This window comes from Anabaenopsis elenkinii CCIBt3563, assembly GCF_015245355.1.
Taxonomy (GTDB): domain Bacteria; phylum Cyanobacteriota; class Cyanobacteriia; order Cyanobacteriales; family Nostocaceae; genus Anabaenopsis; species Anabaenopsis elenkinii.
Map to the genome: position 1 here is coordinate 3,715,779 of NZ_CP063311.1, position 22,220 is coordinate 3,737,998.

At 41.3% G+C, this 22,220-nt stretch carries 20 protein-coding genes, 1 tRNA gene and 1 pseudogene; 12 read left to right on the forward strand and 10 right to left on the reverse strand.

Annotated features, from left to right (window positions below; genetic code table 11):
• Positions 1–84 precede the first annotated feature (84 nt).
• The 4 genes from IM676_RS16230 to IM676_RS16245 all read left to right on the forward strand — a co-directional run bounded on the left by IM676_RS16230 (position 85) and on the right by IM676_RS16245 (position 2,286).
• Positions 85–390 (forward strand): hypothetical protein, encoded by a 306-nt coding sequence (locus IM676_RS16230; protein WP_404799801.1) that lies wholly within the window; start codon positions 85–87, stop codon positions 388–390.
• 85 nt (positions 391–475) lie between these two features.
• Complete coding sequence (locus IM676_RS16235; RefSeq protein WP_200987842.1) at positions 476–793, forward strand: YtxH domain-containing protein; 318 nt, start codon at positions 476–478, stop codon at positions 791–793.
• 44 nt (positions 794–837) lie between these two features.
• Positions 838–1,290, forward strand: coding sequence for a hypothetical protein (locus IM676_RS16240; RefSeq protein ID WP_200987843.1), 453 nt, complete (start codon positions 838–840; stop codon positions 1,288–1,290).
• 189 nt (positions 1,291–1,479) lie between these two features.
• Positions 1,480–2,286 (forward strand): TPM domain-containing protein, encoded by an 807-nt coding sequence (locus tag IM676_RS16245; protein WP_200987844.1) that lies wholly within the window; start codon positions 1,480–1,482, stop codon positions 2,284–2,286.
• A 49-nt stretch (positions 2,287–2,335) separates the two neighbouring features.
• Here IM676_RS16245 and IM676_RS16250 read toward each other — a convergent pair whose 3' ends face one another.
• Complete coding sequence (locus tag IM676_RS16250) at positions 2,336–3,022, reverse strand: phosphate ABC transporter permease (protein ID WP_200987845.1); 687 nt, start codon at positions 3,020–3,022, stop codon at positions 2,336–2,338.
• 18 nt (positions 3,023–3,040) lie between these two features.
• Positions 3,041–3,877: a 4-hydroxy-tetrahydrodipicolinate reductase gene (dapB, locus tag IM676_RS16255; RefSeq protein WP_200987846.1), complete on the reverse strand. Its 837-nt coding sequence runs from the start codon at positions 3,875–3,877 to the stop codon at positions 3,041–3,043.
• A 250-nt stretch (positions 3,878–4,127) separates the two neighbouring features.
• Here dapB and IM676_RS16260 point away from each other — a divergent pair, with 250 nt between their 5' ends.
• Genes IM676_RS16260 through IM676_RS16270 form a run of 3 tightly spaced genes read left to right on the forward strand, consistent with a single transcriptional unit; the run spans position 4,128 to position 6,493 of the window.
• Positions 4,128–4,904 (forward strand): GTP-binding protein, encoded by a 777-nt coding sequence (locus IM676_RS16260; RefSeq protein ID WP_200987847.1) that lies wholly within the window; start codon positions 4,128–4,130, stop codon positions 4,902–4,904.
• Positions 4,901–5,713, forward strand: coding sequence for a metallophosphoesterase family protein (locus tag IM676_RS16265; RefSeq protein ID WP_200987848.1), 813 nt, complete (start codon positions 4,901–4,903; stop codon positions 5,711–5,713). The genes IM676_RS16260 and IM676_RS16265 overlap by 4 nt, the downstream gene beginning before the upstream one ends.
• A gap of 21 nt (positions 5,714–5,734) precedes the next feature.
• Entirely contained in the window at positions 5,735–6,493 is a 759-nt protein-coding gene (locus IM676_RS16270) for a metallophosphatase (protein WP_200987849.1), read from the forward strand.
• Here the strand turns inward: IM676_RS16270 and IM676_RS16275 are convergent, their stop codons facing one another.
• A complete protein-coding gene (locus IM676_RS16275) occupies positions 6,494–6,913 on the reverse strand; it encodes a COG3650 family protein (RefSeq protein WP_200987850.1) in 420 nt (139 codons plus the stop codon).
• A 110-nt stretch (positions 6,914–7,023) separates the two neighbouring features.
• Between IM676_RS16275 and IM676_RS16280 the strand changes: the two genes are divergently transcribed.
• Complete coding sequence (locus IM676_RS16280; RefSeq protein WP_200987851.1) at positions 7,024–7,308, forward strand: DUF427 domain-containing protein; 285 nt, start codon at positions 7,024–7,026, stop codon at positions 7,306–7,308.
• Positions 7,309–7,460: 152 nt separating this feature from the next.
• Here IM676_RS16280 and IM676_RS16285 read toward each other — a convergent pair whose 3' ends face one another.
• From IM676_RS16285 to alr, 7 genes and pseudogenes are all read right to left on the reverse strand, one after another.
• Complete coding sequence (locus IM676_RS16285; protein ID WP_200987852.1) at positions 7,461–10,322, reverse strand: hybrid sensor histidine kinase/response regulator; 2,862 nt, start codon at positions 10,320–10,322, stop codon at positions 7,461–7,463.
• Between the two features lie 329 nt (positions 10,323–10,651).
• Positions 10,652–11,662, reverse strand: a pseudogene (locus IM676_RS19910) (methyl-accepting chemotaxis protein); the annotation flags it as partial.
• A gap of 741 nt (positions 11,663–12,403) precedes the next feature.
• Positions 12,404–12,904, reverse strand: coding sequence for a chemotaxis protein CheW (locus IM676_RS16295; protein ID WP_200987854.1), 501 nt, complete (start codon positions 12,902–12,904; stop codon positions 12,404–12,406).
• Complete coding sequence (locus tag IM676_RS16300) at positions 12,897–13,289, reverse strand: response regulator (protein WP_200987855.1); 393 nt, start codon at positions 13,287–13,289, stop codon at positions 12,897–12,899. Before IM676_RS16300 ends, IM676_RS16295 begins: the two co-directional genes overlap by 8 nt.
• A gap of 51 nt (positions 13,290–13,340) precedes the next feature.
• Positions 13,341–14,399 (reverse strand): response regulator, encoded by a 1,059-nt coding sequence (locus IM676_RS16305; RefSeq protein WP_200987856.1) that lies wholly within the window; start codon positions 14,397–14,399, stop codon positions 13,341–13,343.
• Positions 14,400–14,934: 535 nt separating this feature from the next.
• A tRNA-Leu gene (locus tag IM676_RS16310) sits at positions 14,935–15,016 on the reverse strand.
• Between the two features lie 81 nt (positions 15,017–15,097).
• The gene (gene alr, locus IM676_RS16315) at positions 15,098–16,285 is read right to left on the reverse strand and encodes an alanine racemase (protein ID WP_200987857.1); all 1,188 of its coding nucleotides are present in this window, start codon (positions 16,283–16,285) and stop codon (positions 15,098–15,100) included.
• A gap of 651 nt (positions 16,286–16,936) precedes the next feature.
• On the opposite strand from alr, the gene IM676_RS16320 reads away from it, so the two are divergent.
• From IM676_RS16320 to IM676_RS16335, 4 genes are all read left to right on the forward strand, one after another.
• Entirely contained in the window at positions 16,937–17,434 is a 498-nt protein-coding gene (locus tag IM676_RS16320; RefSeq protein WP_200987858.1) for an HNH endonuclease, read from the forward strand.
• Between the two features lie 924 nt (positions 17,435–18,358).
• On the forward strand, positions 18,359–19,648 hold the full coding sequence (locus IM676_RS16325) for a DHH family phosphoesterase (RefSeq protein ID WP_200987859.1): 1,290 nt from the start codon (positions 18,359–18,361) through the stop codon (positions 19,646–19,648).
• A gap of 426 nt (positions 19,649–20,074) precedes the next feature.
• Positions 20,075–20,569, forward strand: coding sequence for a phosphohistidine phosphatase SixA (gene sixA / locus IM676_RS16330; protein ID WP_200987860.1), 495 nt, complete (start codon positions 20,075–20,077; stop codon positions 20,567–20,569).
• 111 nt (positions 20,570–20,680) lie between these two features.
• Positions 20,681–21,817, forward strand: a complete 1,137-nt coding sequence (locus IM676_RS16335) for a citrate synthase (RefSeq protein WP_200987861.1) — start codon at positions 20,681–20,683, stop codon at positions 21,815–21,817.
• Positions 21,818–22,220 lie beyond the last annotated feature (403 nt).

A 22,220-nucleotide genomic window follows, 5' to 3' on the forward strand; every position in this document is an offset into this window, starting at 1 on the left:
TGATACTGAGGGTCTGAGGCTATGATCAAGTCAGGAGAAAATCAAAGCAGGATGGTAACGATAGTTGTCTTAATGAACACTCTCATGTCACTGTTACTACTCTACATAGCTTGGCGAGTGTGGAAACTAAAGCAGTGGATAGGGAACATAGCTGATCAACTCAACACCTATGAACACAATGCTCATGTATTACTGTATCAAGCACCTGAAAAGATTGATATTAGCCAGGAAAAAATTTATAGCCTCCGCCAAAGAAACCAAAAGCTACAGGTACAAATTCAACAAGTACGTCAAATTATCAGTCTGCTATTGTTGTTAAAGGGATTCTGGGGTCGTTATTTTGGCGGAATCAGGTTGACATTAAGCAACAAAGTCAAGATTTTGAACTGATATCCTATCAGTTTCAATAAATTAGATAAAATGCCTGGAACTTACCAGGGTAAAAATCACACCTAAAAAGGAGAGAAACAATAAAATGTCTGATAACCGTTCTGGAGTATTTATTGGCGGTTTCATGCTGGGAGCTGCTATTGGCGCTTTAACTGGGTTGCTGGTAGCCCCGCGGACAGGGCGCGAAACCCGGAGAATTTTGCAAAAATCTGCTCATGCTATCCCAGACTTAGCAGAAGATTTATCAACAAGTGTACAAATCCAGGCAGATCGTTTCTCTGCGAGTGCCATGCGGAATTGGGATGATACCTTGGAGAAAGTACAAGAGGCGATCGCGGCTGGTGTAGATGCTAGTCAACGCGAGAGCCAAATCCTGAAGCAGCAACAAGCTAAAAAAGACTAAGATTCTGTTTTCCCGCAATTGTAAAGCTTATATCTGGCATCACCGTGATTGATCCCTTATTTTGGTTGGGACTGTCTTTATTATTAGTCGCCATCAGTTTGACTGCTGTTTTGGTAGCGGCCATACCGACTGTGCACGAGTTAGCACGTGCTGCGCGTAGTGCAGAAAAGTTATTTGATACTCTCTCACGGGAGTTACCACCTACCTTAATTGCCATACGCAAAACTGGCATGGAACTCACAGATTTAACAGATGATATCAGCGAAGGTGTACAAAGCGCTGGTAAAGTAGTCAAGCAAGTTGACCAAAGCCTGGATATTGCCAGAAAACAAGTTAAAAATGTGCAAATTAGCACTCGCAGCCTGGTTGTAGGCGTGAAGACTGCTTGGAAGAGTTTTACACGCCCAAAACCAACCAGACGAGTTGAACGACTAGCAATTAATGAAGCACCAGCAGCAACCTTGAGACAACGAGAAGTTCTCAAGCATAGAGAGTAGGTAGGGAGTAAGGGGTATGGAACTTCTCAATCCCAGTCCCCAGTCCCTAATTTCCATTTTCATAACTCAGCTTTGCTTAAATCCCTTAGATTAGAGTAAAGTAAACAAGTGTAAAGAAGTATTAGTTTTCCCATACTCTTTTAAAACAACTTGTTCACTTCTACTGTCTATATTTGTATAAGAACGTCCATGCAGTCTTGTTTTTGGCGAAGAACCCTGGTATCTATTGCTGTATTTTTACTAGCTGGGTCTATGTGGGTGATGCACTCCTTTCCGGCGTTAGCTTATGATAATCCTGACTTATTACCCAACTACCAAACTCCAGTTATAGATTTAGCTAAATCTCTCACAGATGTCCAAGAAGCAGAACTGGTGACAGATTTAGAAAAATTTGAAGGTGAAACTGGTTGGAAATTGCGAGTATTAACCCAGTATGACCGCACCCCTGGTCGCGCAGTAATTAATTATTGGAATTTGGATGATAAAAGTATTTTGTTAGTTGCTGATGCTCGTGGAGGTAACATTCTCAGCTTTAGTGTGGGGGATGATGTTTATGAACTTCTACCCCGGACTTTTTGGATAGAATTACAAACACGCTTTGGAAACTTGTATTTTGTTCGAGAACAAGGCGAAGACCAAGCCATTTTACAAGCCTTAAATTCAGTTAAGGCTTGTTTGCTTCAGGGTGGTTGTTCCGTGGTTCCTGGACTCCCAAGAGAACAGTGGATACTGACACTGATTACTTCCGTTGTGGGGGGGATAGTTTGTGGATTTGCAGCTCATCCCCAGAAGAAAGGACAGATTATTGCTTGGCAATGGGCTTTAATTTTTTCACCTTTGTGGGGAATTTTGTTTATTGCCTTTGGTATTGGACCGGTGGTGACTCGGACGAGCGATTGGTTACCTCTGATTCGTAATATCTCCGGTTTTATAATTGGGGCTTTAGTGGCTTACCTGTCTCCGGGGTTCACTCGTTCTTCTAATGCTGAGTCGTAAATTTATAGTAGATTTATAGGTGCTGAGTAATAATGGAAATCCTCAGCACTTAGGGTTCTACTCTCGGGCGACGGCGGCGTGGTGTTTCTGGTTGTTTCTTACGCAAGCGGCGACTGACTTCACTAAAGAAATCCCTGCGGACATAAGGATAGTCATTCACCCACAAGTCATGACTGGGAATGTATACATCACTGAACTCTTGAATACTGCTCAAATCAGAACTGTTGGACATGACAATCATTTCGGCGATTTGACCACGAGCAATAACTTTGTGTGCATTCCGCAGTGGTGCTTGTAACTCTACGGCAAATCCTGTATTATCACCGATTTCTAGGTTAATTCGTTTTTCGCGATTTTCAACAATTACTAGTTCACCTTTACTGTTGACGGTTTCTTGTTTACCTATTAATTGGTCTGTAATCCACCAATCAATAATTCGACCCCGAAAAAAGCCGCTGTACTTATAACGGCGGCATTTTGCATTGCGGACACTGGCTTGAAATACGGGATACCACAGCCAAAAAAAAGCACCCATTACCCCTATAAAAAATGTAATGGGGCCAAATTCTAGCTTCAACAGTACTTCCCCTATGAGAATTACAGCTACGGCAATTACAGAAATTAACAGTCGCTGCAAAAAATTTGAAAATTTACCCGCGTAGTACTGGTATTGTGAGCCAGTAGCAATTAGGGGGATGAGTTGTTCAAATTTTTTCCGAGTCAGTGGGACTAACATAATTACTGAGTTTGAAGGTTAGAGGATTTTTTCTAATCCATACACTAAGGACTTTAACTGGGAGATTTTGCGAATTGCTAACAGCACTCCTGGCATATAACAGGAGCGATCGCTTGTATCATGTCTTAATGTATAAATTTGACCAGGTGCGCCAAAAATAACTTCTTGATGGGCTATGAGTCCCGGGAGGCGTACACTATGAATTCTGATTCCTTCTGCGGCTAAACTACCTCTAGCTCCTGGTAGTTTTTCTGTCTCTTCTACAACAGCAGCATTAAAAGGTTTACCGATTTCTCCTAGTAACTGTGCTGTTTGAATTGCGGTACCACTGGGAGCATCAGCTTTTTGGTTATGGTGGAGTTCAATAATTTCTACATGGTCGAAATATTGGGAAGCTGTGAGTGCAGCTTGTTGTAACAACACTACGCCAATGGAAAAGTTGGGAATAATCAGACAACCGGTACTAGCCTTTTCGGCAAAGTCGGCTAAGTCGTTGATTTGTTCTGGACTTAAGCCGGTAGTACCGACCACTGGACGAATACCATAGGCGATCGCACTGCGAACATTATCATACACTGCATCAGGATGGGTAAAGTCTACCATCACCCCTGGAGGAGACTGTCTATCACCAGCTACGTAACCTAGCATAGATTCTAGTTGGTTGGTGATGGGGACTTCCAACGGTTCGCTTAAACCTACCAATTCACCAGCATCTTGGTCTTGATGTTCTGGACTGGTGTCAATTGCAGCGACTAAGTTTAAATCTGGCGCTTGTGCCACTGCCTTAATGACTTCGCGGCCCATTTTGCCTGCTGCACCGTTGACAATAACTGGAATAGGAGCTTGATTCGTCATGTTTAGAGAAATACTTTATAAGGCAATTGTAGAGAATTTTCTGATTACTAATGGGTAATTTTTAATTAATGATAGATTAGGAGTGCGTAAATCGTGGTTAGGCAGTCTCAAACTAGCACTAGAAGCGGCTACAGGTCTTAGCTGTGGGTATACACCACCTGACTACCAATTCCATGGGATAATCAGGATTCCCTTGAAAGTCAGAGGGATTTATGTGACAAATTATATGAGAATGATTATTATATAAGATATGAGTATACCAATGATTACCGTTGTTGCTGGCCCGGCTGGTTGTGGCAAAACTACTTGGATTTGTCAACAGCTAGGTAATACACTGTGTGCGGAAAACGTCATTTATTTTAGTCCTGGAAGTGGGAATGTCCCCATTGACCAAGTACGCCTAAGTGCTGAATTTCCAGAGGCGAAAGTTTTTACTGATGGACAAGAAGTAGAATTTCTCAACCAACTAGCAGGCGCACAGAAGATTTATATAGAAATAGGATTTTACTTAGAACTAGGAGCAATTAACCAAATTATCGGAAATGTACCATACCAGTCTGTAGCAATATTACCATCACAGCTGAAAGATTCGGAATATCACAGCTGGGGAGAAAAAATTGTCAAAGGGCTAGATATTGAAACCAGTATTGCCCAAAATCAGATTTGGCGATCGCCTGCCAGTGGGGAAATTATCGACGAAGATAGTTTAAATGAGTTTTGGTATGAACTATCTCACGGTGCTTATGGTAAAGTCAGCCGTGCTAAGGGAATTTTTGACGTTGCTGATGGTAGGGCGCTATACGCGGATTTTGTGGCGGGTGTAGGGATAACAGATTTTTTAGAATTAGACTTACCACGCCACTTAGAAGGTAGGCCGCGGCGATTTAGTGGCTTAGAAATTTGGGGACAAAACTTGGACGAGTCCGCTATGAGAGAAACATTACAAGATTGCTATTTGTCAGACGCAGCGATCGTACAATACCAAGAACAAGTAAAACACATTCTATTTGAGGAGAGTATACAGTGAAAATAGCAGTCATGTCATGTATTCATAGCAACTCTCAAGCCTTAGATGCCGTCTTATTAGACATAGACCGGCAAAAAGCTGATAGAATTTTTTGTTTAGGAGATTTAGTAGGCTATGGTCCTGATCCCAATGGGGTAGTTACCCAAATTCGTTCTCTAAATATCCCCACCTGCGTAGGCTGTTGGGATGAAGATATAGTAGAAGGCTTGAATGCTTGTGATTGTAGTTACCCCTCCTTATTAGCTGAGAAACGGGGAAAAATTGCTCACGAGTGGACAAATAAAGAAATACATCCAGAACACCGAGAATTTTTTGCCCAACTACCCCACAGTTTACGTCAAGAAAATTTAGCTTTCGTTCATGGTAGCCCCCACAGTAATCACGAGTACCTGTTACCAGAACTTGACGCTTTTTCTGCATTAGAGCGGGTAATGTCCACAGATGCTGATGTGCTTTTTTGTGGACATACCCATGTACCTTATGTCCGTGATTTAGATGCAAGTAGTTTACAAATTCGTGTCCAAGGACAGGAAAAAATAGCGGAAGAAATCAGCTTTAACACCTCTTTGAAAAGGATTATCAATGTTGGTTCTGTAGGGGAACCGCGACATGGGCGCCCTAATGCCACTTATGTAATTTACGACACAGAGACACAAGAGGTGAGTTTGCGGGAAGTACCTTATGACTATCACAAAACCTGTGCTGCAATTGTTGACAAGGGTTTACCAAAAATATTTGCTTGGCGTTTAGCCCAGGGTTTGGAATTTGCGGAAAGGGCTGATGACCCGACTCATGTTTGTACTCGTTAAAATCTAAAATCCAAAATTTGTATGACTAAGTGGGCAATTTTAAGCGGAATTGAAGGAAATTTGGCAGCCTATGAGGCCGTCATGGCTGATATTAAACGTCAGGCTAATGTGGAAGCGTTGTATATTTTAGGTGATTTAGTAGGGCCTAGGCGCGAAACTGAACAGTTAGTCAAACGGGTGCTGACTCCCCGGAGCGGAGAACTAGAACCACTGATTTGTAAAGGTTGGTGGGAAGAACAATGTTTGATTCTGCATGGACTGGGAGGAAGTAGCGAACCTACAGAATTGATGGCGAAATATGGGGGAGAAACAGTTCAATTGCTCTGGGAATGCGTTTCCCGTCCCATGGCACAATGGTTAATGAAACTAGACTTTGGTTTCTTTGAACTTGATTGTTTGTTAATTCACGGTACAACGGTAGCAGTTGACGAGGAACTTACCCCAAACACTTCTCCAATTCAAATGCTAGACCGCTTGTCAAGAATGCAAGCTAATAATTTGTTTTGTGGTCGTTCTGGTTTGGCTTTTCAATATCAGCTACAAGCTGGGTCAATTACCACGGGAGTCACAACTCTAGATAGTCCAGCATCTCCCCAAACTGTGCAAATCTCAGAGCGTCAGGTTATCGGGGTGGGTAATGTTGGCAAAAAGCCAGGGGAAGCAATTTATACTCTATATAATTCAGGGACGAATCATGTAGAATTTAAAACAGTCCGTTATGGGCTGGGTAAGGGTTTTCAGTCCCGGTCGGATGTTAAAGCTCAAATAGCTAGTAACTGATTAAGAACTCTTTTCGGCGCAACCTTCCAAAACCATATCCCTTTGAATAAAAAGTGCGGAGTAAGGATATAAGTTATCTGACATTCCATCGCTACAAGCATCAACTTTTCTAATAATTAACATAGTGTTGCTGTTGTTTTGCAGTTTATAGACTCTTACCGTGTCTGGGAGACGTCCATCAGCGGACAATGGTATGACATAAGGAAATGTTTGCTTTTCCCCCCTGTCAAATGAATAATAGACAATTCCAGTGTGGCTGACCTTGACACTCCAAAATGGTTCAGTACCAAAAGCTTGAAATTCCTCACTATCGGGGATAGTAATTCTAGGGATAAGTCGAATATTGTTATTATTAATACTTATATTTGGGACGTAAGCAGTTAGTCCCAATAACAAACTGTAAAATATCCAATTTTTCAAAACAAATTACCTCTAATTCTCAAGTAATTATGTCTCAAGCAGAATTACTGTAGCTGTAGCCCATGGGGTGTACAAATTTTAAGTTTACTATTGATTTACTCGAGTTACTTATGCCGAAAGCGATTTGGAATGGTACTGTGTTAGCCCAAAGCGATAACACAATTGTGGTGGAAGGTAACCATTATTTTCGCCCTGAATCTATTAATGAGGAATACTTCCAAGAAAGTAATACCCACACTACTTGTCCGTGGAAAGGTTTTGCTAGCTACTACAGTATTGAAGTTGATGGACAAACCAACAAAGAGGCAGCATGGTACTATCCTAGTACCAAGGAGAAAGTTAAACATTTTGAAGGCTATATCGCTGTCTGGAAAGGTCTAAAATTCGCAGCCTAGTTATTATTTCGCATTGGTAACACTTGCGACTTATATTCTCTATGTTTTAGCGATATAATTTTACCTGTGGAGCAAAATATATGGTAAAGGAATTTTATTAAATACTGTATATTTTGCTCAGTATGAAATTAACTCCGGTCAAATTGACAATATCATTGCGATATTACTGTTTTGGGAACATTGCCAATAATTTCTGCCAGGGTGTTTAATAATTCTTCCTCTTGATAAGGTTTACGAAAATAAGCCTCGGCTCCTAATTGCATGGCTAATTCTCGATATTGACTGCTACCGTGAGATGAAATCATCACAACTGGAATGTTTTTCATCTCAATATCTGTTTTGATGTAACCTAAGAAAGCATAACCATCAAGACGGGGCATTTCAATATCACAAATCACTGCTGCAACTTTTAAACCACGTTGCAGTTTTTCTAAGGCATCTTGACCATCTTGAGCTTGTTCCACTTGATAACCTCCTTTTTGTAAAGTCATGGTTAAGAAGCGACAAACATTAATTGAATCATCGACAATTAAAATTGTACTTTGGTGATCATCAATTTTCCCTAGTGGTTCATGGTGATTAAACAAAGGTATATCTGTTCTTAACCCGAATGATGATAATTCATTGTTCTGAGGAGTAGCCTGGTGAGTTGCAACCAAATGCAGTAACTCGTTGGCATTAACTAATAGTAATACTCGTCCATCACCTAAAATTGCACAGTGACTCAAGCCTGTGGGTAAAGATATATGACTCTCAACTTGGCGAATAGCTACTTCTTGCTCACCCCAGCAACGGTCTACTTGGATAGCTACGGGCTGATGATTACCTTTGAGGATTAAGACGCTGTTAGCTTTAATGACTGGGGGTGTTTCCAGTTCTGGGTTATTATACTGTAGACAATTAAACTGAAAATAGCCGCTCAAGTTAACCAATGGTAGGGTATTTCCTTGCCAATTGAGAAGGTCGCTACCTGCCATTGAGAATACTTGCTCGTTTTGCAGTAAAAATATTTCGGCAACCACTTCTGTGGGAAATGCCAATAACATTTTATTGCTTTCTACCACGATAACTCTGGCTACGGATAGTGCCAATGGTACTGTTAAGGTAAAGGTAGTACCTACTCCTAATTCTGTATCAACTTTAATCTCTCCCTTCACTGATCTGAGGTTATTACGTACTATATCCATGCCAACACCGCGACCAGATAAAGCAGTGACTTGCTCGGAAGTGCTAAAGCCTGGTTCAAAAATTAGTGATAATAGTTCCTCGTCGCTGGCATTAGCTAGTAAAGTAGCATCTAATCCCATTTCTACAGCGCGGGCGCGGAGGGTTTCTAAAGAAATACCCCTACCATCATCACGCATAGTAATAATTATGCGATTACTACGATGGCTAGCTGTAATTTCAATTAATCCTTGTTCTGGTTTACCTAAAGCCCGACGAGTAGCCGGATCTTCAATACCATGATCAAAGGCATTTCTTAATAAGTGCATAATTGGCTCATTTAAAGCCTCTAAAATGCTACGTGCAATTAATGTGTTTTTACCTTCAACTTTTAATTGAACTTTTTTACCATACTCAGAATTAAGATCATGTAATGCTCTGGGAAAACGATCCACTAAATCTGAGAATGGACGCATCCGAATATGATTAATTTTTCTGCCTAATTGTTTGGACGTTTGATTAAGTTTGCGATAAATCTGATCTGTATCATCAACGCTTAATTGGATATCAGTTGTGAGTTCTTGTAGATCCACAATATTTTCCATAATTTGATGCGATCGCCGGTTAATTTCCTCATGGCGATCTATTTCTAAGGTAGGGAATTTTTCTATATATCTTCGCTGATATTCTCCTACTGTTTCCAGTCGGTTGGTGTTCCCAGATTGATATGAAATTTTCTCATATGTTGTCTGTAGTTGATAATTTTCTCGCTCTAGAATTTGGAGTCCCTGATGTAAACTACCCACGAGTTTACGGAGTTTTTGCAGTTGGAAATTTAAGCCATTGCGCTGGACAGTTAGTTCCGCAAATAAATCATTAATTTGATCAAGTTGTTGAATAGGAACTCTTACAGTATTTTCTCTGGTTTCCCAGTCTTTCGCTACACTATTTTTCTCCTCTGTGTGGGTGACAGATGTATCAGCTAGGCTGGTAATTCCTGTAGAGGATATTTTATGTTCTGTTCGTATTACCTCTGTTGGTGTCTGTTTTTCTTTAGCTGTATAAATATCCGCTTCACTCAGATAGATTTCGGTGGGTAAATTCTCTGCTTGATTTGTCAATACCAAAGCTTGAGATCGCCGCCATGCTTGCAAAGCTAACTGGGCAACTTCGGGAATGCGATCGCCGGTGACAGTGCTGATATGATGGCCTATGGAACCACAAAGACTTGTAAAGGCTGGTAACTGTAGTATTTCTCCCAAACCTCCCAATTCTGCCGCCATGATCGCCACTTCCTCTTGTAAGCAAGGCTGGGAGGTATCTGCCAATACAGACTCCAAACGCTGCAAACATCCTTCCACCTCCGTTTGAAACAGCATAGGGATAATATCTTGCCCATCTTCGGGTGATAGAATGGTGGCAGCATCTTCAGGAGAGGGTTCACCCAGGTGCTCTCGGAGTTCGTCAAATACTGGATAACAAAAACTATCTAACCACTGCTGTTCGATCTCATTTCCTTGTGATAGGGATTCTATGATTTGCCTGAGCCAGTCAACTGTTGAAAGTAATAAATTTTGTGTGTTTGGGTCAATATCACGGGAATTTTTGCGAGTTTTGAGAACTTTAAAAGCATCTTCTAGGCGGTGGGCTAAATCACTGAGATTCCGATATCCCATCATCCCAGCGCCGCCTTTGATTGAGTGAGCCGCTCGTAGTGCAGCGTTAATTCTCTCCAAGTTGATGCGCCTACTGGTGTCTATTTCGAGCAACACTGCTTCTAGGATATTGAGATAGTCTTTTGCTTCTTCCAGAAACTGCATCTGGATTTCTAATTCTTTATCCTTTGACATAATTCTTTATGTTCTCTTCCAATATTGAAGACAAATATGGCCACTCTTATCTACAGGGAGCATCCCGAATATGCACAAGACAGTTTTGAGCATCATCTCCCACATCCTTGTGTCTCTCCAGCAAAGTGACAGTTTTTAACCCTGTATCTTGAGAGGACAAAACATTAAAAAGAATTATCTCTGGTTCATATGTGAAAAATTTACTATCAAAGAAAAAAACATTTTTATTTCCCATGGCTGTGAGTATGACCTCTTCTACCAGTTCTTATTGTAAAACCATAGGTAACACAGTTACTTTCAAAAACATATGCAATTTCCTAACAGAAAATTCACAGCACCTTGAAAGTTGCGACTGCGTCTTGTAACTGCTGGGAAATCTCCACAGCTTTTTGTAAAGATTGGGAAACCACACCGGAAGAATCACGGGTATGTTGGGAAATAGAGGCGATTTGTTGCATTAACTGACTGACTTCTTGGGATGTTTGTAACCCAGATGTAGTCGCATTACAGATTGATTGTACTAAAGAATCTATTTGCGCCGATACATCCAAAATCTTACTGAGGTTTTCCTTGGCGGATGCCACCATTTTTGTGCTTTCCACTACTTGGGAAGTTCCTATTTCCATGAACTGCACGACTTCGGAAGTTTCCCGTTGAATATTCTGAATAATTTGCTCAATTTCTTGGGTGGCGTTGGCGCTACGGATGGCTAATTCTCCTATCTCTTCGGCTACTACAGCAAACCCTTGTCCTTCCTCACCCGCGCGGGCTGCTTCAATACCTGCATTGATAGCCAGTAAATTAGTTTGGGTGGCAATTTGGTTAATTAATGACACCACCCGGGAAATTTGTTGGGAAGAATCCTCTAACCGTTGAACTTTCTTAGTAGTATCGTTAACTGTTTCCTTTAAACTGAGGATGTTTTGCACTGTCAAATCCATTGCTTCTGCGCTGTTGGTGGCATTTTTAGTAGCATTGTGGGCAACAGCAGCAGCTTGTTGAGCGTTTTCCGCTACGCTTTTCATAGAAACAGTCATTTGGTCAACAGCATCCAAGGCGCAGCTGATTTCAGCGGATTGGGTGAGTGCTGCTGCTGCTAGTTGACGAATTGCGGCTTCGTTAGTACCAATTGACATATTTACTTGGGTAGCAGCTGTTTTTACCTGGGTGACAATGTCCCGGAGATTTTCGACAATGGAGTTAAAAAAGTCGGCAATGGTACCAATTGCTCCGGTTGTCACCTCTGCACGTACTGTCAGGTCACCGCTAGCAACACTTTCTACTTGATTAATTAGTTCTAAAAGTTGCATTTGCAGTGTTTCGTTAGCACCTTGTTCTTCAGTATTGCTGCTTGTTTGAATAGTCTTTTGTTTAGTTAAATCCTCTATTTGCAGGGCTAGTTGATAAATATTTGCATGGATTAGTTGTAAATCATCTTGCCTGGTTCTATTTTTAGGCTCATCGATTTCAACTTGACGAATTTTTGATAATTCCCCAGATGCCTTTACAATTTCCCGTGTGGTATAGCTGGCTAACCCAACTATGATTGCCACTGTTATTAATACGATCAGGATTGTTAGTATTATGGGGCTACTGATTATTTGTGGTAATTCTCTTGTAATACTAGGCTGTGGTTGTTCGTCTTGAGAATAGCGAATCAAGTCACCTTGACCATTGACTATGGCAATTATGTCATTATTTGCTATGGTATTTGTGAATACTGAGCTCATCTGAAGATATTCAGATGCACTCAATGACCTTGTAGTTGTTTGCCCTAGGTTATGGAAGGATGGAAGGACAAAATAAGCGATCCCGCTTACCCCTATTGTTGGTATGGTGGTGATAGTCATGGCTAGAATTGTTTTTTTGATCAATAACCTCCCTTGTTTTAAATGTCCCCGGAAAAGATAATTATATTTTGCATAATCCTTGTTGGATTTTTGTACTTGGATCTCGGTAATTTGCCTATGTAAAATAGAAGACTCTGGATTTTGATGGTTACTAATTTGCTTCATAGTTATTTAGCTACAGATAGTTTTATTCGCTATAATGGAGGTAGTAAAAAAACGTAAATTATTTATTTACACCTTCTCACTGGATAAAATTGGGGAATTTATAATACTAGAGGCATCCAATACCAGGCACATTTCTGGTTGGTAAAAAACACCTTGCAGATAAGGCTGTAAATTAGTGGTTACTTTTCCTATGGGAGAGTATATCTTATCAGGTATCAACTTACTTATACCTATTATCTCTCGTACAACTAAACCTAAAACCACAGATTTTACATTAATGACGATGACATTGTATTGCCGACACCTAATATTTATAGACTCTAAATCGAGCATTGTTGGTAAATGGATTACCCAAATTATATGACTGCGCCAGTTCATCAATCCCAATACACAGGGTGGCATATTAGGTATGGCAGTGACAGATTCTACAGGTAATATAACTGCTTCTTGAGTATGATTCATGCTCATCAGAGCAGTTGTTTGTTGATTTAACTTAAACTTTAGATATAAATCACCCGTGTTACTGTTGTTGTCTTTGGCAGAAAACAAACCGTTGAAATTATTCATTATTTGATTGCAGGATAACTGATTTGATAGCACGGAGTAACTGTTCCCTTGTATATGGCTTAGTCACATAGGCATCAGCACCTTGTTTCATTGCCCATAATCGGTCAATTTCTAGATTTTTGGAACTGCAAATAACTATTGGTAATTTTCGAGTCGCTGGATTTTTTTTCAAGGAACGGCATAACTCAAATCCACTCATTCCCGGCATGACTACATCAGTAATAATTGCATCTAGCGGTTCTGAACTAGCTTTTTCCAACGCTTCTTGGGCACTAGTGGCATGAATGACATTATAACCACTATCTTTGAGATAATGGCTCATTAGTTCTAATTCGCTGGGTGAATCTTCGACAATCAGTATTGTTCCCACTAGGATAATAGTCATACTAAAATTTTCTCAAGATGAAACCGATCTGATCAGATGGATGTGTATAGACTATTCCAGATGCTTAAACAACATCTTGAGTAAACCTTCTTGTGTGAAGGGCTTAGTTAAATACCCAGAGGATCTGACTATTTTTGCCTTGGCTTTGTCAATAAATCCTTTCCTACTCGTTACCATGATAATAGGGATGTTCTTTAAATCTGAATGCCTCCTTAATAAGGAACACAATTCAAACCCTTGTAAATTAGGCATTTCTACATCCAGTAAAATTATATCTGGTTTACTACGTATAATTTTCATTAAGGCTTTTAATGGATCATTGATGGTCACCACTGAAAATCTATCACCTTCCAAAAAAAGTTTGATAGAGTCTAATATTGTCTGACTATCATCGATACAGACAACTGTATATACCTTTTTTCTCCCAAATGTCTGCGAATTGCCATAATTCTTTTTGTCAGCAGTTCGAGTATTTTTTCTGGGAGTGAATTCTGGGGAATTGAGAAATTCCGACGGACTCTTTTTAAGAGGTAAAACCGGGTAACCTTGGCTAGCAATAACTGATGAGTCAATATTTAGTTGATTTCTTAACTGCTTGTAACAGTATTCAACTAGTAAACGCAAATCTAAATGGCAGAATTTTGGTAATTCCTCCCAGCCCTGCTCAATAGAAAATTGATAATTTCCCTCTTTTACGGTCAAAAATGTTGCTAGGGCTTCTTGGGATAATTGAGATATCAGAGTTTCTGCTTGGGCGGGGGTGATACGTTCCTGCCGTACCAACCAGCAAATTGCTTGATAATCTGCATATGGTATGGACTGACTTTCATTTTTTGGTTCAAACATGAGCCTGATTTGCACACGGGTGGCGCTGTCTAGAGTGGAAACTCCTTGACTTAAGCTGTATAAGTGATGATCAAGGCGCTCAAATAATCTATCTGAATAAGATGCGTAAGTTAGTTTACCTTCCTCTATATTAATTAACCAGGAAGCCATTTGAGTATATACGCGTAAGTTCCCAGTAGTATAGCGCCCGGTCAGTTGAGCTAACAGAGATAAGGGATGTAGTTTTTGGGGTACTGGGTGACTAGTTACAGAAGTTATGTTCATGTTACTTTTATTTCCTCACCTTTGTCTGATCGAACTATATGTATGATGCCCTTGCGAGTAATATGTGAGATGAATGCCATGGTATGCAATAATGTCCATTGGATCATCACTTGTAATATTGGCACATTTTTATCAAGGTGGGCTGGTATCCATATTGTTAATTTTGGTGTTTAAGATATGGAGATAATAGCAGCATAATAACATGAGCAAAGCTGCTATGATATCTCCGTAATAATCAGGCAGAATCATATTTTTCGTGGCAGAATTACTGTATGATCAGGCATACTTTGATTACATATGCCTATAGAGCGGAAACTATGCCTGTTTTGAGACCATGGAAAATAGGCGGTGACGACTAAAACTATCGGTTAGTTCGGTTAAGCACTGATGACCGCACTGAGTAAACACACATAATAGATGGTGATTCTCTCAGGATTCCTCGGAGACTCATAATTATTTGGTTAGTTATAGAAATTAATTTAATACTTGTAGTCCCAGATGTGGGATAGCTGAGATTTAATTATTGTTTGTAAAATGCGGATGAAAGGACTTGAACCTTCACTCCTGTCGGAACTAGAACCTAAATCTAGCGCGTCTGCCAATTCCGCCACATCCGCATCAGAATCTTATCATAGCACGAAAAAATCCTTATGGGTAGAGAAAATAAAAAAATATTTTCCTCCTACCCAATTATTGCCCTACATCACGGCTACACGGGGTAAGCGATGCTTGAAGCCGCAGAGAATTTCCCAAGAAATAGTGTTTAATTTTTCGGCCCAATCGTTAGCGGAGATGGTTTCGCTTCCTTGTTCGCCGAGTAGGGTGACTATTTCCCCCGCTTGTAAGTCTGGAATAGAGCTGACATCAAGCATCAACTGATCCATTGTAATCACCCCAATTTGTGGTACGCGCTGACCACGAATTAAAACCTGGATTTTTTGGGAAAGATTACGGGGGACTCCGTCAGCGTAACCAATACCAACTACGGCTAGTCGGAGGTCGTGGGGAGCGATAAAATGTTGGCCGTAACTAACCCCAGTACCGGCGCTAATTGTTTTGACGTGAGTCACTCGCGCTTTGAGTTGGAGAACAGGCTGGAGGTTAATCCTATTTTTTAAATGAGGCGCTGGATAAAGTCCGTAGATGGCTAAACCTGCGCGGACAATGTCGTAATGTAGCCCAGGATTGGTCAGTGTGGCGGCTGAGTTAGCTAAATGCAAGCAAGGTAGATTGATTCCCTTGTTTTTGATTTGGGCGATCGCCTGGTCAAATCGTCTATGTTGTTCTTCCATGAAGGTAGTGTCAGGATGATCCGCCGTTGCCAAGTGGGAATAAATGCTAGCAATGTGAAGGTGAGGTAAATTCTGTACTAACTGCACAAACTCAAGGGCTTCTTTCCAGTCAGTTCCCAACCTAGACATTCCCGTATCTAACTTAATGTGTATGGGTAAAGGAGAAGTGTAATTAATTGCTTCTAAAACATTGGAAAAAATCAGCGCGTGTTTAGGACTGCACAGAGTTGGCTGTAGTTTCCAGTGGGCGATGGCGTGAATTTGCTCTGGTGTGTGGGCTGCGCCCAAAATCAAAATGGGGGCTTTTATCCCGCCTTCCCTGAGTTGAATACCTTCTGGAACTGTGGCGACTCCCAACCAACTGGCTCCTGATTGCAGTGCTGTTTGAGCAACTGTGACCGCTCCATGTCCATAAGCATCAGCTTTGACTACCGCCATCAACTGGGTACGTGGCAATATAAACTTTACTAATTGCTCCACATTGTGGGATAACGCCCCTAAATCAATTTCTACCCAAGCCCGTTGCGAGAACCAAGCATATGTATCACGCTCCTGACTATCCGCAAAACTAGGGGTTTCTCTGCGACTGAACATTGCACTTAACTCCTATCACACCACTAGACCCTGGCCAAGTTCTCCGATTATTCTAGTTTGCTACCCTTAAGGCTATATCAATTGAATCAGAAAACTTGACCCTTGTTCCGGGAGTTATTATCAGGTGTTCAACTAGAATTTATCTATTTTATTTTTTCATATTTCTTCCTTATCAATTATATTATACACAATCTAAAATTTTTAGTCAACCCCCAGCATCTGATCAAGTAACAGAGGGATTCACGATTGTTTGCAGCGAATATAAAGCGAATATAAGTCGTAGTAAGTATGTTTAATACAGAATCAAAATTGGCATGGAATGGGAAGATATTCTTTTTTTTGGTGGGAAGACCTACCAAGGTAAGAAGCAGTGATCGTGATATCTCATTCCTACAGACAACCTTAAGGATACTCAACTTATTACTAGGTCTGAGTTTCAGTCAATAAGTGCTTGATTGACTTAAATCCCTGAAACCCTTGCTAGACAATAAATATACTTTAGTTTACAAATTAGCGCTGAAACTAGAATCCCCTGGTTTGTAACCATGGGTAGTGTCAACGTGCAGTTATGAACGTATAAATTATCCTCATCTCCCAATCAGAGTATATTTGTGTTAATATATATGAAACTAATACCTCGAGCGTTAACCAATGGGGAAGGTTTTAGTCCTAAACGCCTCTTACGAACCGCTCAATATCACGAGCTGGCGTCGCGCTGTGATTCTGTTAATTAAAGGCAAGGCAGAACGCGTTGAACATAACGGTAAGTTTCTGTATACAGATTTTCCGTTGCCTACTGTAATTAGGCTGCGTCATTATGTGCGCGTGCCCTACAAGGAAATTCCTCTCACTCGTCGAAATATTTTGCACCGTGACAGCCACTCTTGTCAATACTGCGGCTATGTCGGCGACGATTTGACACTAGACCATGTCATACCGCGATCGCGCGGCGGAGGTGACACCTGGGAAAATATTGTCACTGCTTGTGTCCGTTGCAACGTCAAAAAAGGTAACCGTACACCCTACGAAGCCCATATGCCTTTGCGTCATCCCCCACGCCAGCCCTATAGTAGCCTTCATTTTGAGGTCAGTAAACATCTCAAGAGCGGACTGCACAACGAGTGGCAGAAATATGTGATTGGTCTTTGACGCTCCAGCAATGATTAGTCACACCCAAGGCAATTAATTATCACCTGTTGCGGGGGGAAATCCTGCTTGATCATCTGGATGTGTTCTGGTGCCAGATTTCAGAGGCTGTTTTGCCACAGCCAAGAGAACATGATGGCAAATATAATATTTAGCAGAGGTGATCTCTATGAGCCACCGGTTTATCAGCGGGGGAGATAGGCAATTACCAAATTTATGGGCCATGAAAATGTTAAACTATTGTCATAGCGGTAAAGCTGACAATATCAACATTTTAGGGTGGTTGACTAATATGATGGTTAATTATATCCATGGTTGGCATTGCGTAGGCATACTCGGACGTGCTACGTCAACTGGATACATCTAACAGCATGAACCATGGTAGCAAAAATCCTAAATCTTTTAAACATGTAGGACTCTTAGCACTAATTTGATTGTATCTACCATGCAACGCCTTAGAGCAGTGGTTGTCGGCTGGTGGAAGTGTTCAAACTTTCAGATGGAGAAAGGATACTTAGTCTCTAGGGAAGACCGATTAAGTTAGAATCGCCTTAACTTTACTGGGGCAGAGTGTCAAATCAACCATACATACTGTATATATAGTACCTAAGAATATTTTCAAATAACGTAGTCAGAGGTAACCTGACAAAAAAGTATAAAAATATGCAGAAATTTCTGCCAGTGGTGAAAAAGGTCTAACAACTATAGTTGCCAGTCTTATTGAAAATTTAAAAAAATAACCAGAGAAAAGTACGGTAATTTTAGCAGACTGTTGACTAATTGGATAAATGGAAAATACACCCAGATAAGTATGCCAACAAAGCTATATTTTTGCGAATATCAGAATGTATCTCGAAATACGTTGAGTGTTGATTGTATTATTTGTTTACCAGTCAATGGAGGCTCGCACTTATCAAGATGTCCCCTATGCAATTAAATTCTGCCCCACAGCAATCAGAAAGTTTTTTATTGACCACAGAACCTAGCCAAGAGGATGCTGCTAATAGAGGTAAGGAAGCATTTGAAGTTTCACCCACCAAGCCATCCTTGCTATCATCCCATGGCGAAGGAAAACATGATAGATTTTTGGGGCAAAGGGGAAATCCCTTGGCTTTTCAGAAATCTGAAGAGTTGCAAAAGATCCTCTTTGCACACCGACATGAGCGTCATCTGGTAATTTTACAAGATTTCCCAGACCCTGATGCTCTCTCTTGTGCTTGGACTTACCAGTTAATTGTTCAGCAGTATGATATAAAATGCGAAATTATTTATGCTGGTACCCTGAGTCATCAAGAAAATATTGCCTTGGTTAAACTAACTGGACTACCTGCCCAACGGTGGACATCGCAAGTCCTTAAGAGCAAAGACTTGTCATCTTATCAAGGTTGTATTTTGATTGATAATCAGGGAACTACAAGTCAACTGATGAGCGCAGTACAACAGGCGAAAATTCCCGTAATAGCAGTCATTGATCATCACACCTTACAAGCGGAACACAAGTCAGAGTTTGTCGACATTCGTCCTAATGTGCGAGCCACATCTACAATTTTTACTCAGTATCTGCAATCCGGTTTACTATCTTTGGATAGCAGCGTTAGTCAACACGTTAAATGTGCTACAGCATTGATGCATGGTTTACGGTCAGATACTAATCGGCTGATGCAAGCCCAAGAAGAAGATTTCATGGCAGCGGCCTATCTGAGTCGATTTTATGATGCTCAGTTGCTGAATGCTATTTTACAGGCAAATCGTTCTAAGCGGGTAATGGATGTGATTGAGCGATCGCTGAAAAACCGCATTGTTCAGAATAACTTTTCCATTGCTGGGGTTGGTTATCTTCGCTACGAAGACCGTGATGCTATTCCCCAAGCAGCTGATTTTCTGGTAACTGAAGAAAACGTTCATACTGCAGTAGTTTACGGTATTGTTCACGATGAAAACGAGCTAGAAGTAGTCATTGGTTCCCTCAGAACCGCTAAACTCACCCTTGACCCTGATGAGTTCATTAAAGAAGCCTTTGGAAAAGATAGCACAGGAAGATTTTTTGGTGGTGGACGTACGGGGGCGGGTGGGTTTGAAATTCCCATGGGGTTTCTGTCTGGTAGTAACGAAAATTCCACCTATGCCAAAATGAAATGGGAAGTATATGATGCTCAAATCAAGCAAAAACTACTCAAGTTAGTTAATCCTCAAGACGACCCCATTAAGTCTGATTGACAGTACCACAGCTAGAAGTACGTGGGATTCTTGCTTCCTACCTGTCGAGCAGACAGGGCAGACACGGCATCCAGCCAACTTACTTAGAGGAGTGGCCTCACCTAGGTAGAGGTGGTTCTGTGCACAAGCTTTGAGATTCCCTGTGCCCTAAGATACTTTTTAATTTTGATCAGAGCACCATTAGGTGCTACCCATTCATCCCACACCTATAAAGAGTGGGCTTTCTCCTCCCAGCACTGTGATAGCTGAACTTTTTATACAAAAATATTTAAGTAAAATTCTGAGTAAAAACCTGAAGATAATTCAGTAGGGATTGGATACCACTTCTCACCAGTTCCGGGAGTCATCCTCAACCCCTACGGATGAATTTATCTGAGCTGTTGTGGAAGTAGTTAAATATTGAAATAAATAAATATTTACAACCATATGCAATTATACTTGATTCGCCATGGTATTGCCCAAGACAGACAACCTGACATCCAAGATGAACAGCGAAGGCTCACTAAACAAGGAGAACAAAAAACTCAGAAAGTAGCCCAAAGAATTAAACAGCTGGGTTTGCAGTTTGAAGTGATTCTCACCAGTCCCTTAGTACGGGCCTACCAGACCGCAGAAATTCTCATAACCGCTGGACTAAGTACCCAACTAGAGGAATCTATGTATCTTGCCCCTAATGGTAATATCCATAGTTGGCTAAATGAGTGGTTAGAACCGAAAAATTATGCCCAAAACAGCCAAATTGCTTTAGTAGGCCATGAGCCTTGTTTAAGCAATTGGGCAGAAATTATGCTTTGGGGGGAAGTCAAACACAGTTTAGTCTTGAAAAAAGCAGGTATGATCGGGATAAAGCTACCAGAAATAGGTTCACCTCTGGGTCGTAGTCAAATGTTTTGGCTAGCATCGCCCAAGTACCTGCTGTAACAGCCTTTCAACATTTTCCCCAAAATGTTGTGACATTGACTGCTGTTATGGTGAAAATAATTTCTGGTAAGTTGGCGTGATCAGATATTTCAAAAAGCAAATGGTGTTGCCATGATGGTGTGCGAATACAAGCCTGGTTTAGAAGGCATTCCAGCTGCCCAATCAAGTATCAGTCATGTTGATGGGCAAAAGGGAATTCTAGAATATCGTGGCATCCGAATCGAGGAACTAGCAGAAAAAAGTTCATTTCTAGAAACTGCTTATCTTTTGATTTGGGGTCAACTACCAAGTAAAGACGAATTGAAGACGTTTGAGGATGATATTCGCTCCCACAGGCGGATCAAGTACCGCATTCGTGACATGATGAAATGCTTTCCCGAAAGCGGTCACCCCATGGATGCTCTCCAAGCCTCAGCAGCGGCTCTAGGCTTGTTTTATTCACGTCGGGATTTACATAATCCCGCCTATATTCGCGATTCCGTGGTGCGTTTGTTAGCAATTATTCCGACAATGGTAGCAGCATTTGGGTTGATGCGAAAAGGTAATGACCCTGTGAAACCTCGTGATGATTTGGACTACGCCGCCAACTTTCTCTACATGCTCAATGAGAAGGAACCGGATCCTTTGGCGGCAAAAATTTTTGACATCTGCTTGATCCTGCATGTGGAGCATACAATGAATGCCTCTACCTTCAGTGCCAGGGTAACAGCTTCAACCCTAACTGACCCTTACGCCGTGGTTGCCAGTGCTGTAGGAACCCTAGGCGGTCCCCTACACGGTGGAGCCAATGAAGAAGTGATTCAGATGTTGGAAGAAATTGGTACGGTAGAAAATGTTCGTCCCTATGTAGATGACCTGCTGCAACGTAAAGCCAAGATTATGGGCTTTGGCCATCGTGTCTATAAAGTCAAAGATCCACGGGCTACAGTCCTACAAAACCTGGCAGAGCAATTGTTTGCCAAGTTTGGACATGATAAGTACTATGACATTGCCCAAGAAATGGAGCGAGTGGTGGCGGAAAAACTGGCGGGTAAAGGCGTGTATCCTAATGTTGACTTTTATTCAGGTCTGGTGTATAGGAAAATGGGCATTCCCACAGACTTATTTACACCAATATTTGCGATCGCCCGCGTTGCAGGTTGGCTAGCCCACTGGAAAGAACAACTTGCAGAAAACCGGATATTTCGACCTACCCAGATTTATAACGGTAAGCATGGGATTAACTATATCCCCATAGATCAACGTTAATGGGCAGTTTGATCATTTGATCATTAGTCATATTCGCCCCCAATAAACTGGGTTACCCTGGAGATCACCTCAGCCAGGGTAATGTCTGAGCTTGAAGGTTCGAGGGTAAAGGGATGAGGCAGATGTAGAGACACAAGTATGTATGTACTACCCCATCAGCCCAAAAGAAATCCCAATCCTGACCATAAGTAGAAGTTCTTGTATAGCTGCGAGGGCTGAAAACCATCGGAGGATATACTAAGCATGGGAATGCATTCCCGCGCCCTCATCAAAACATAAAAGGGTCAACTACCTTACCTAAGCTATGGGGATGAGGCTGGGGATAGCTACAACTTAAGTTGACTAGCCCATAGCAGCGCCATCACAGCCACACACTTGGTGGATTCCTGTGCAGCAACGATCA

Coding starts and splice junctions, on each gene's coding strand:
- IM676_RS16230 (WP_404799801.1), top strand. CDS start 85: ATGTCACTGTTACTACTCTACATAGCTTGGCGAGTGTGGAAACTAAAG.
- IM676_RS16235 (WP_200987842.1), top strand. CDS start 476: ATGTCTGATAACCGTTCTGGAGTATTTATTGGCGGTTTCATGCTGGGA.
- IM676_RS16245 (WP_200987844.1), top strand. CDS start 1,480: ATGCAGTCTTGTTTTTGGCGAAGAACCCTGGTATCTATTGCTGTATTT.
- IM676_RS16250 (WP_200987845.1), bottom strand. CDS start 3,022: ATGTTAGTCCCACTGACTCGGAAAAAATTTGAACAACTCATCCCCCTA.
- dapB (WP_200987846.1), bottom strand. CDS start 3,877: ATGACGAATCAAGCTCCTATTCCAGTTATTGTCAACGGTGCAGCAGGC.
- IM676_RS16260 (WP_200987847.1), top strand. CDS start 4,128: ATGAGTATACCAATGATTACCGTTGTTGCTGGCCCGGCTGGTTGTGGC.
- IM676_RS16270 (WP_200987849.1), top strand. CDS start 5,735: ATGACTAAGTGGGCAATTTTAAGCGGAATTGAAGGAAATTTGGCAGCC.
- IM676_RS16280 (WP_200987851.1), top strand. CDS start 7,024: ATGCCGAAAGCGATTTGGAATGGTACTGTGTTAGCCCAAAGCGATAAC.
- IM676_RS16285 (WP_200987852.1), bottom strand. CDS start 10,322: ATGTCAAAGGATAAAGAATTAGAAATCCAGATGCAGTTTCTGGAAGAA.
- IM676_RS16295 (WP_200987854.1), bottom strand. CDS start 12,904: ATGAATAATTTCAACGGTTTGTTTTCTGCCAAAGACAACAACAGTAAC.
- IM676_RS16300 (WP_200987855.1), bottom strand. CDS start 13,289: ATGACTATTATCCTAGTGGGAACAATACTGATTGTCGAAGATTCACCC.
- IM676_RS16305 (WP_200987856.1), bottom strand. CDS start 14,399: ATGAACATAACTTCTGTAACTAGTCACCCAGTACCCCAAAAACTACAT.
- alr (WP_200987857.1), bottom strand. CDS start 16,285: ATGTTCAGTCGCAGAGAAACCCCTAGTTTTGCGGATAGTCAGGAGCGT.
- IM676_RS16320 (WP_200987858.1), top strand. CDS start 16,937: ATGGGGAAGGTTTTAGTCCTAAACGCCTCTTACGAACCGCTCAATATC.
- IM676_RS16325 (WP_200987859.1), top strand. CDS start 18,359: ATGCAATTAAATTCTGCCCCACAGCAATCAGAAAGTTTTTTATTGACC.
- sixA (WP_200987860.1), top strand. CDS start 20,075: ATGCAATTATACTTGATTCGCCATGGTATTGCCCAAGACAGACAACCT.
- IM676_RS16335 (WP_200987861.1), top strand. CDS start 20,681: ATGATGGTGTGCGAATACAAGCCTGGTTTAGAAGGCATTCCAGCTGCC.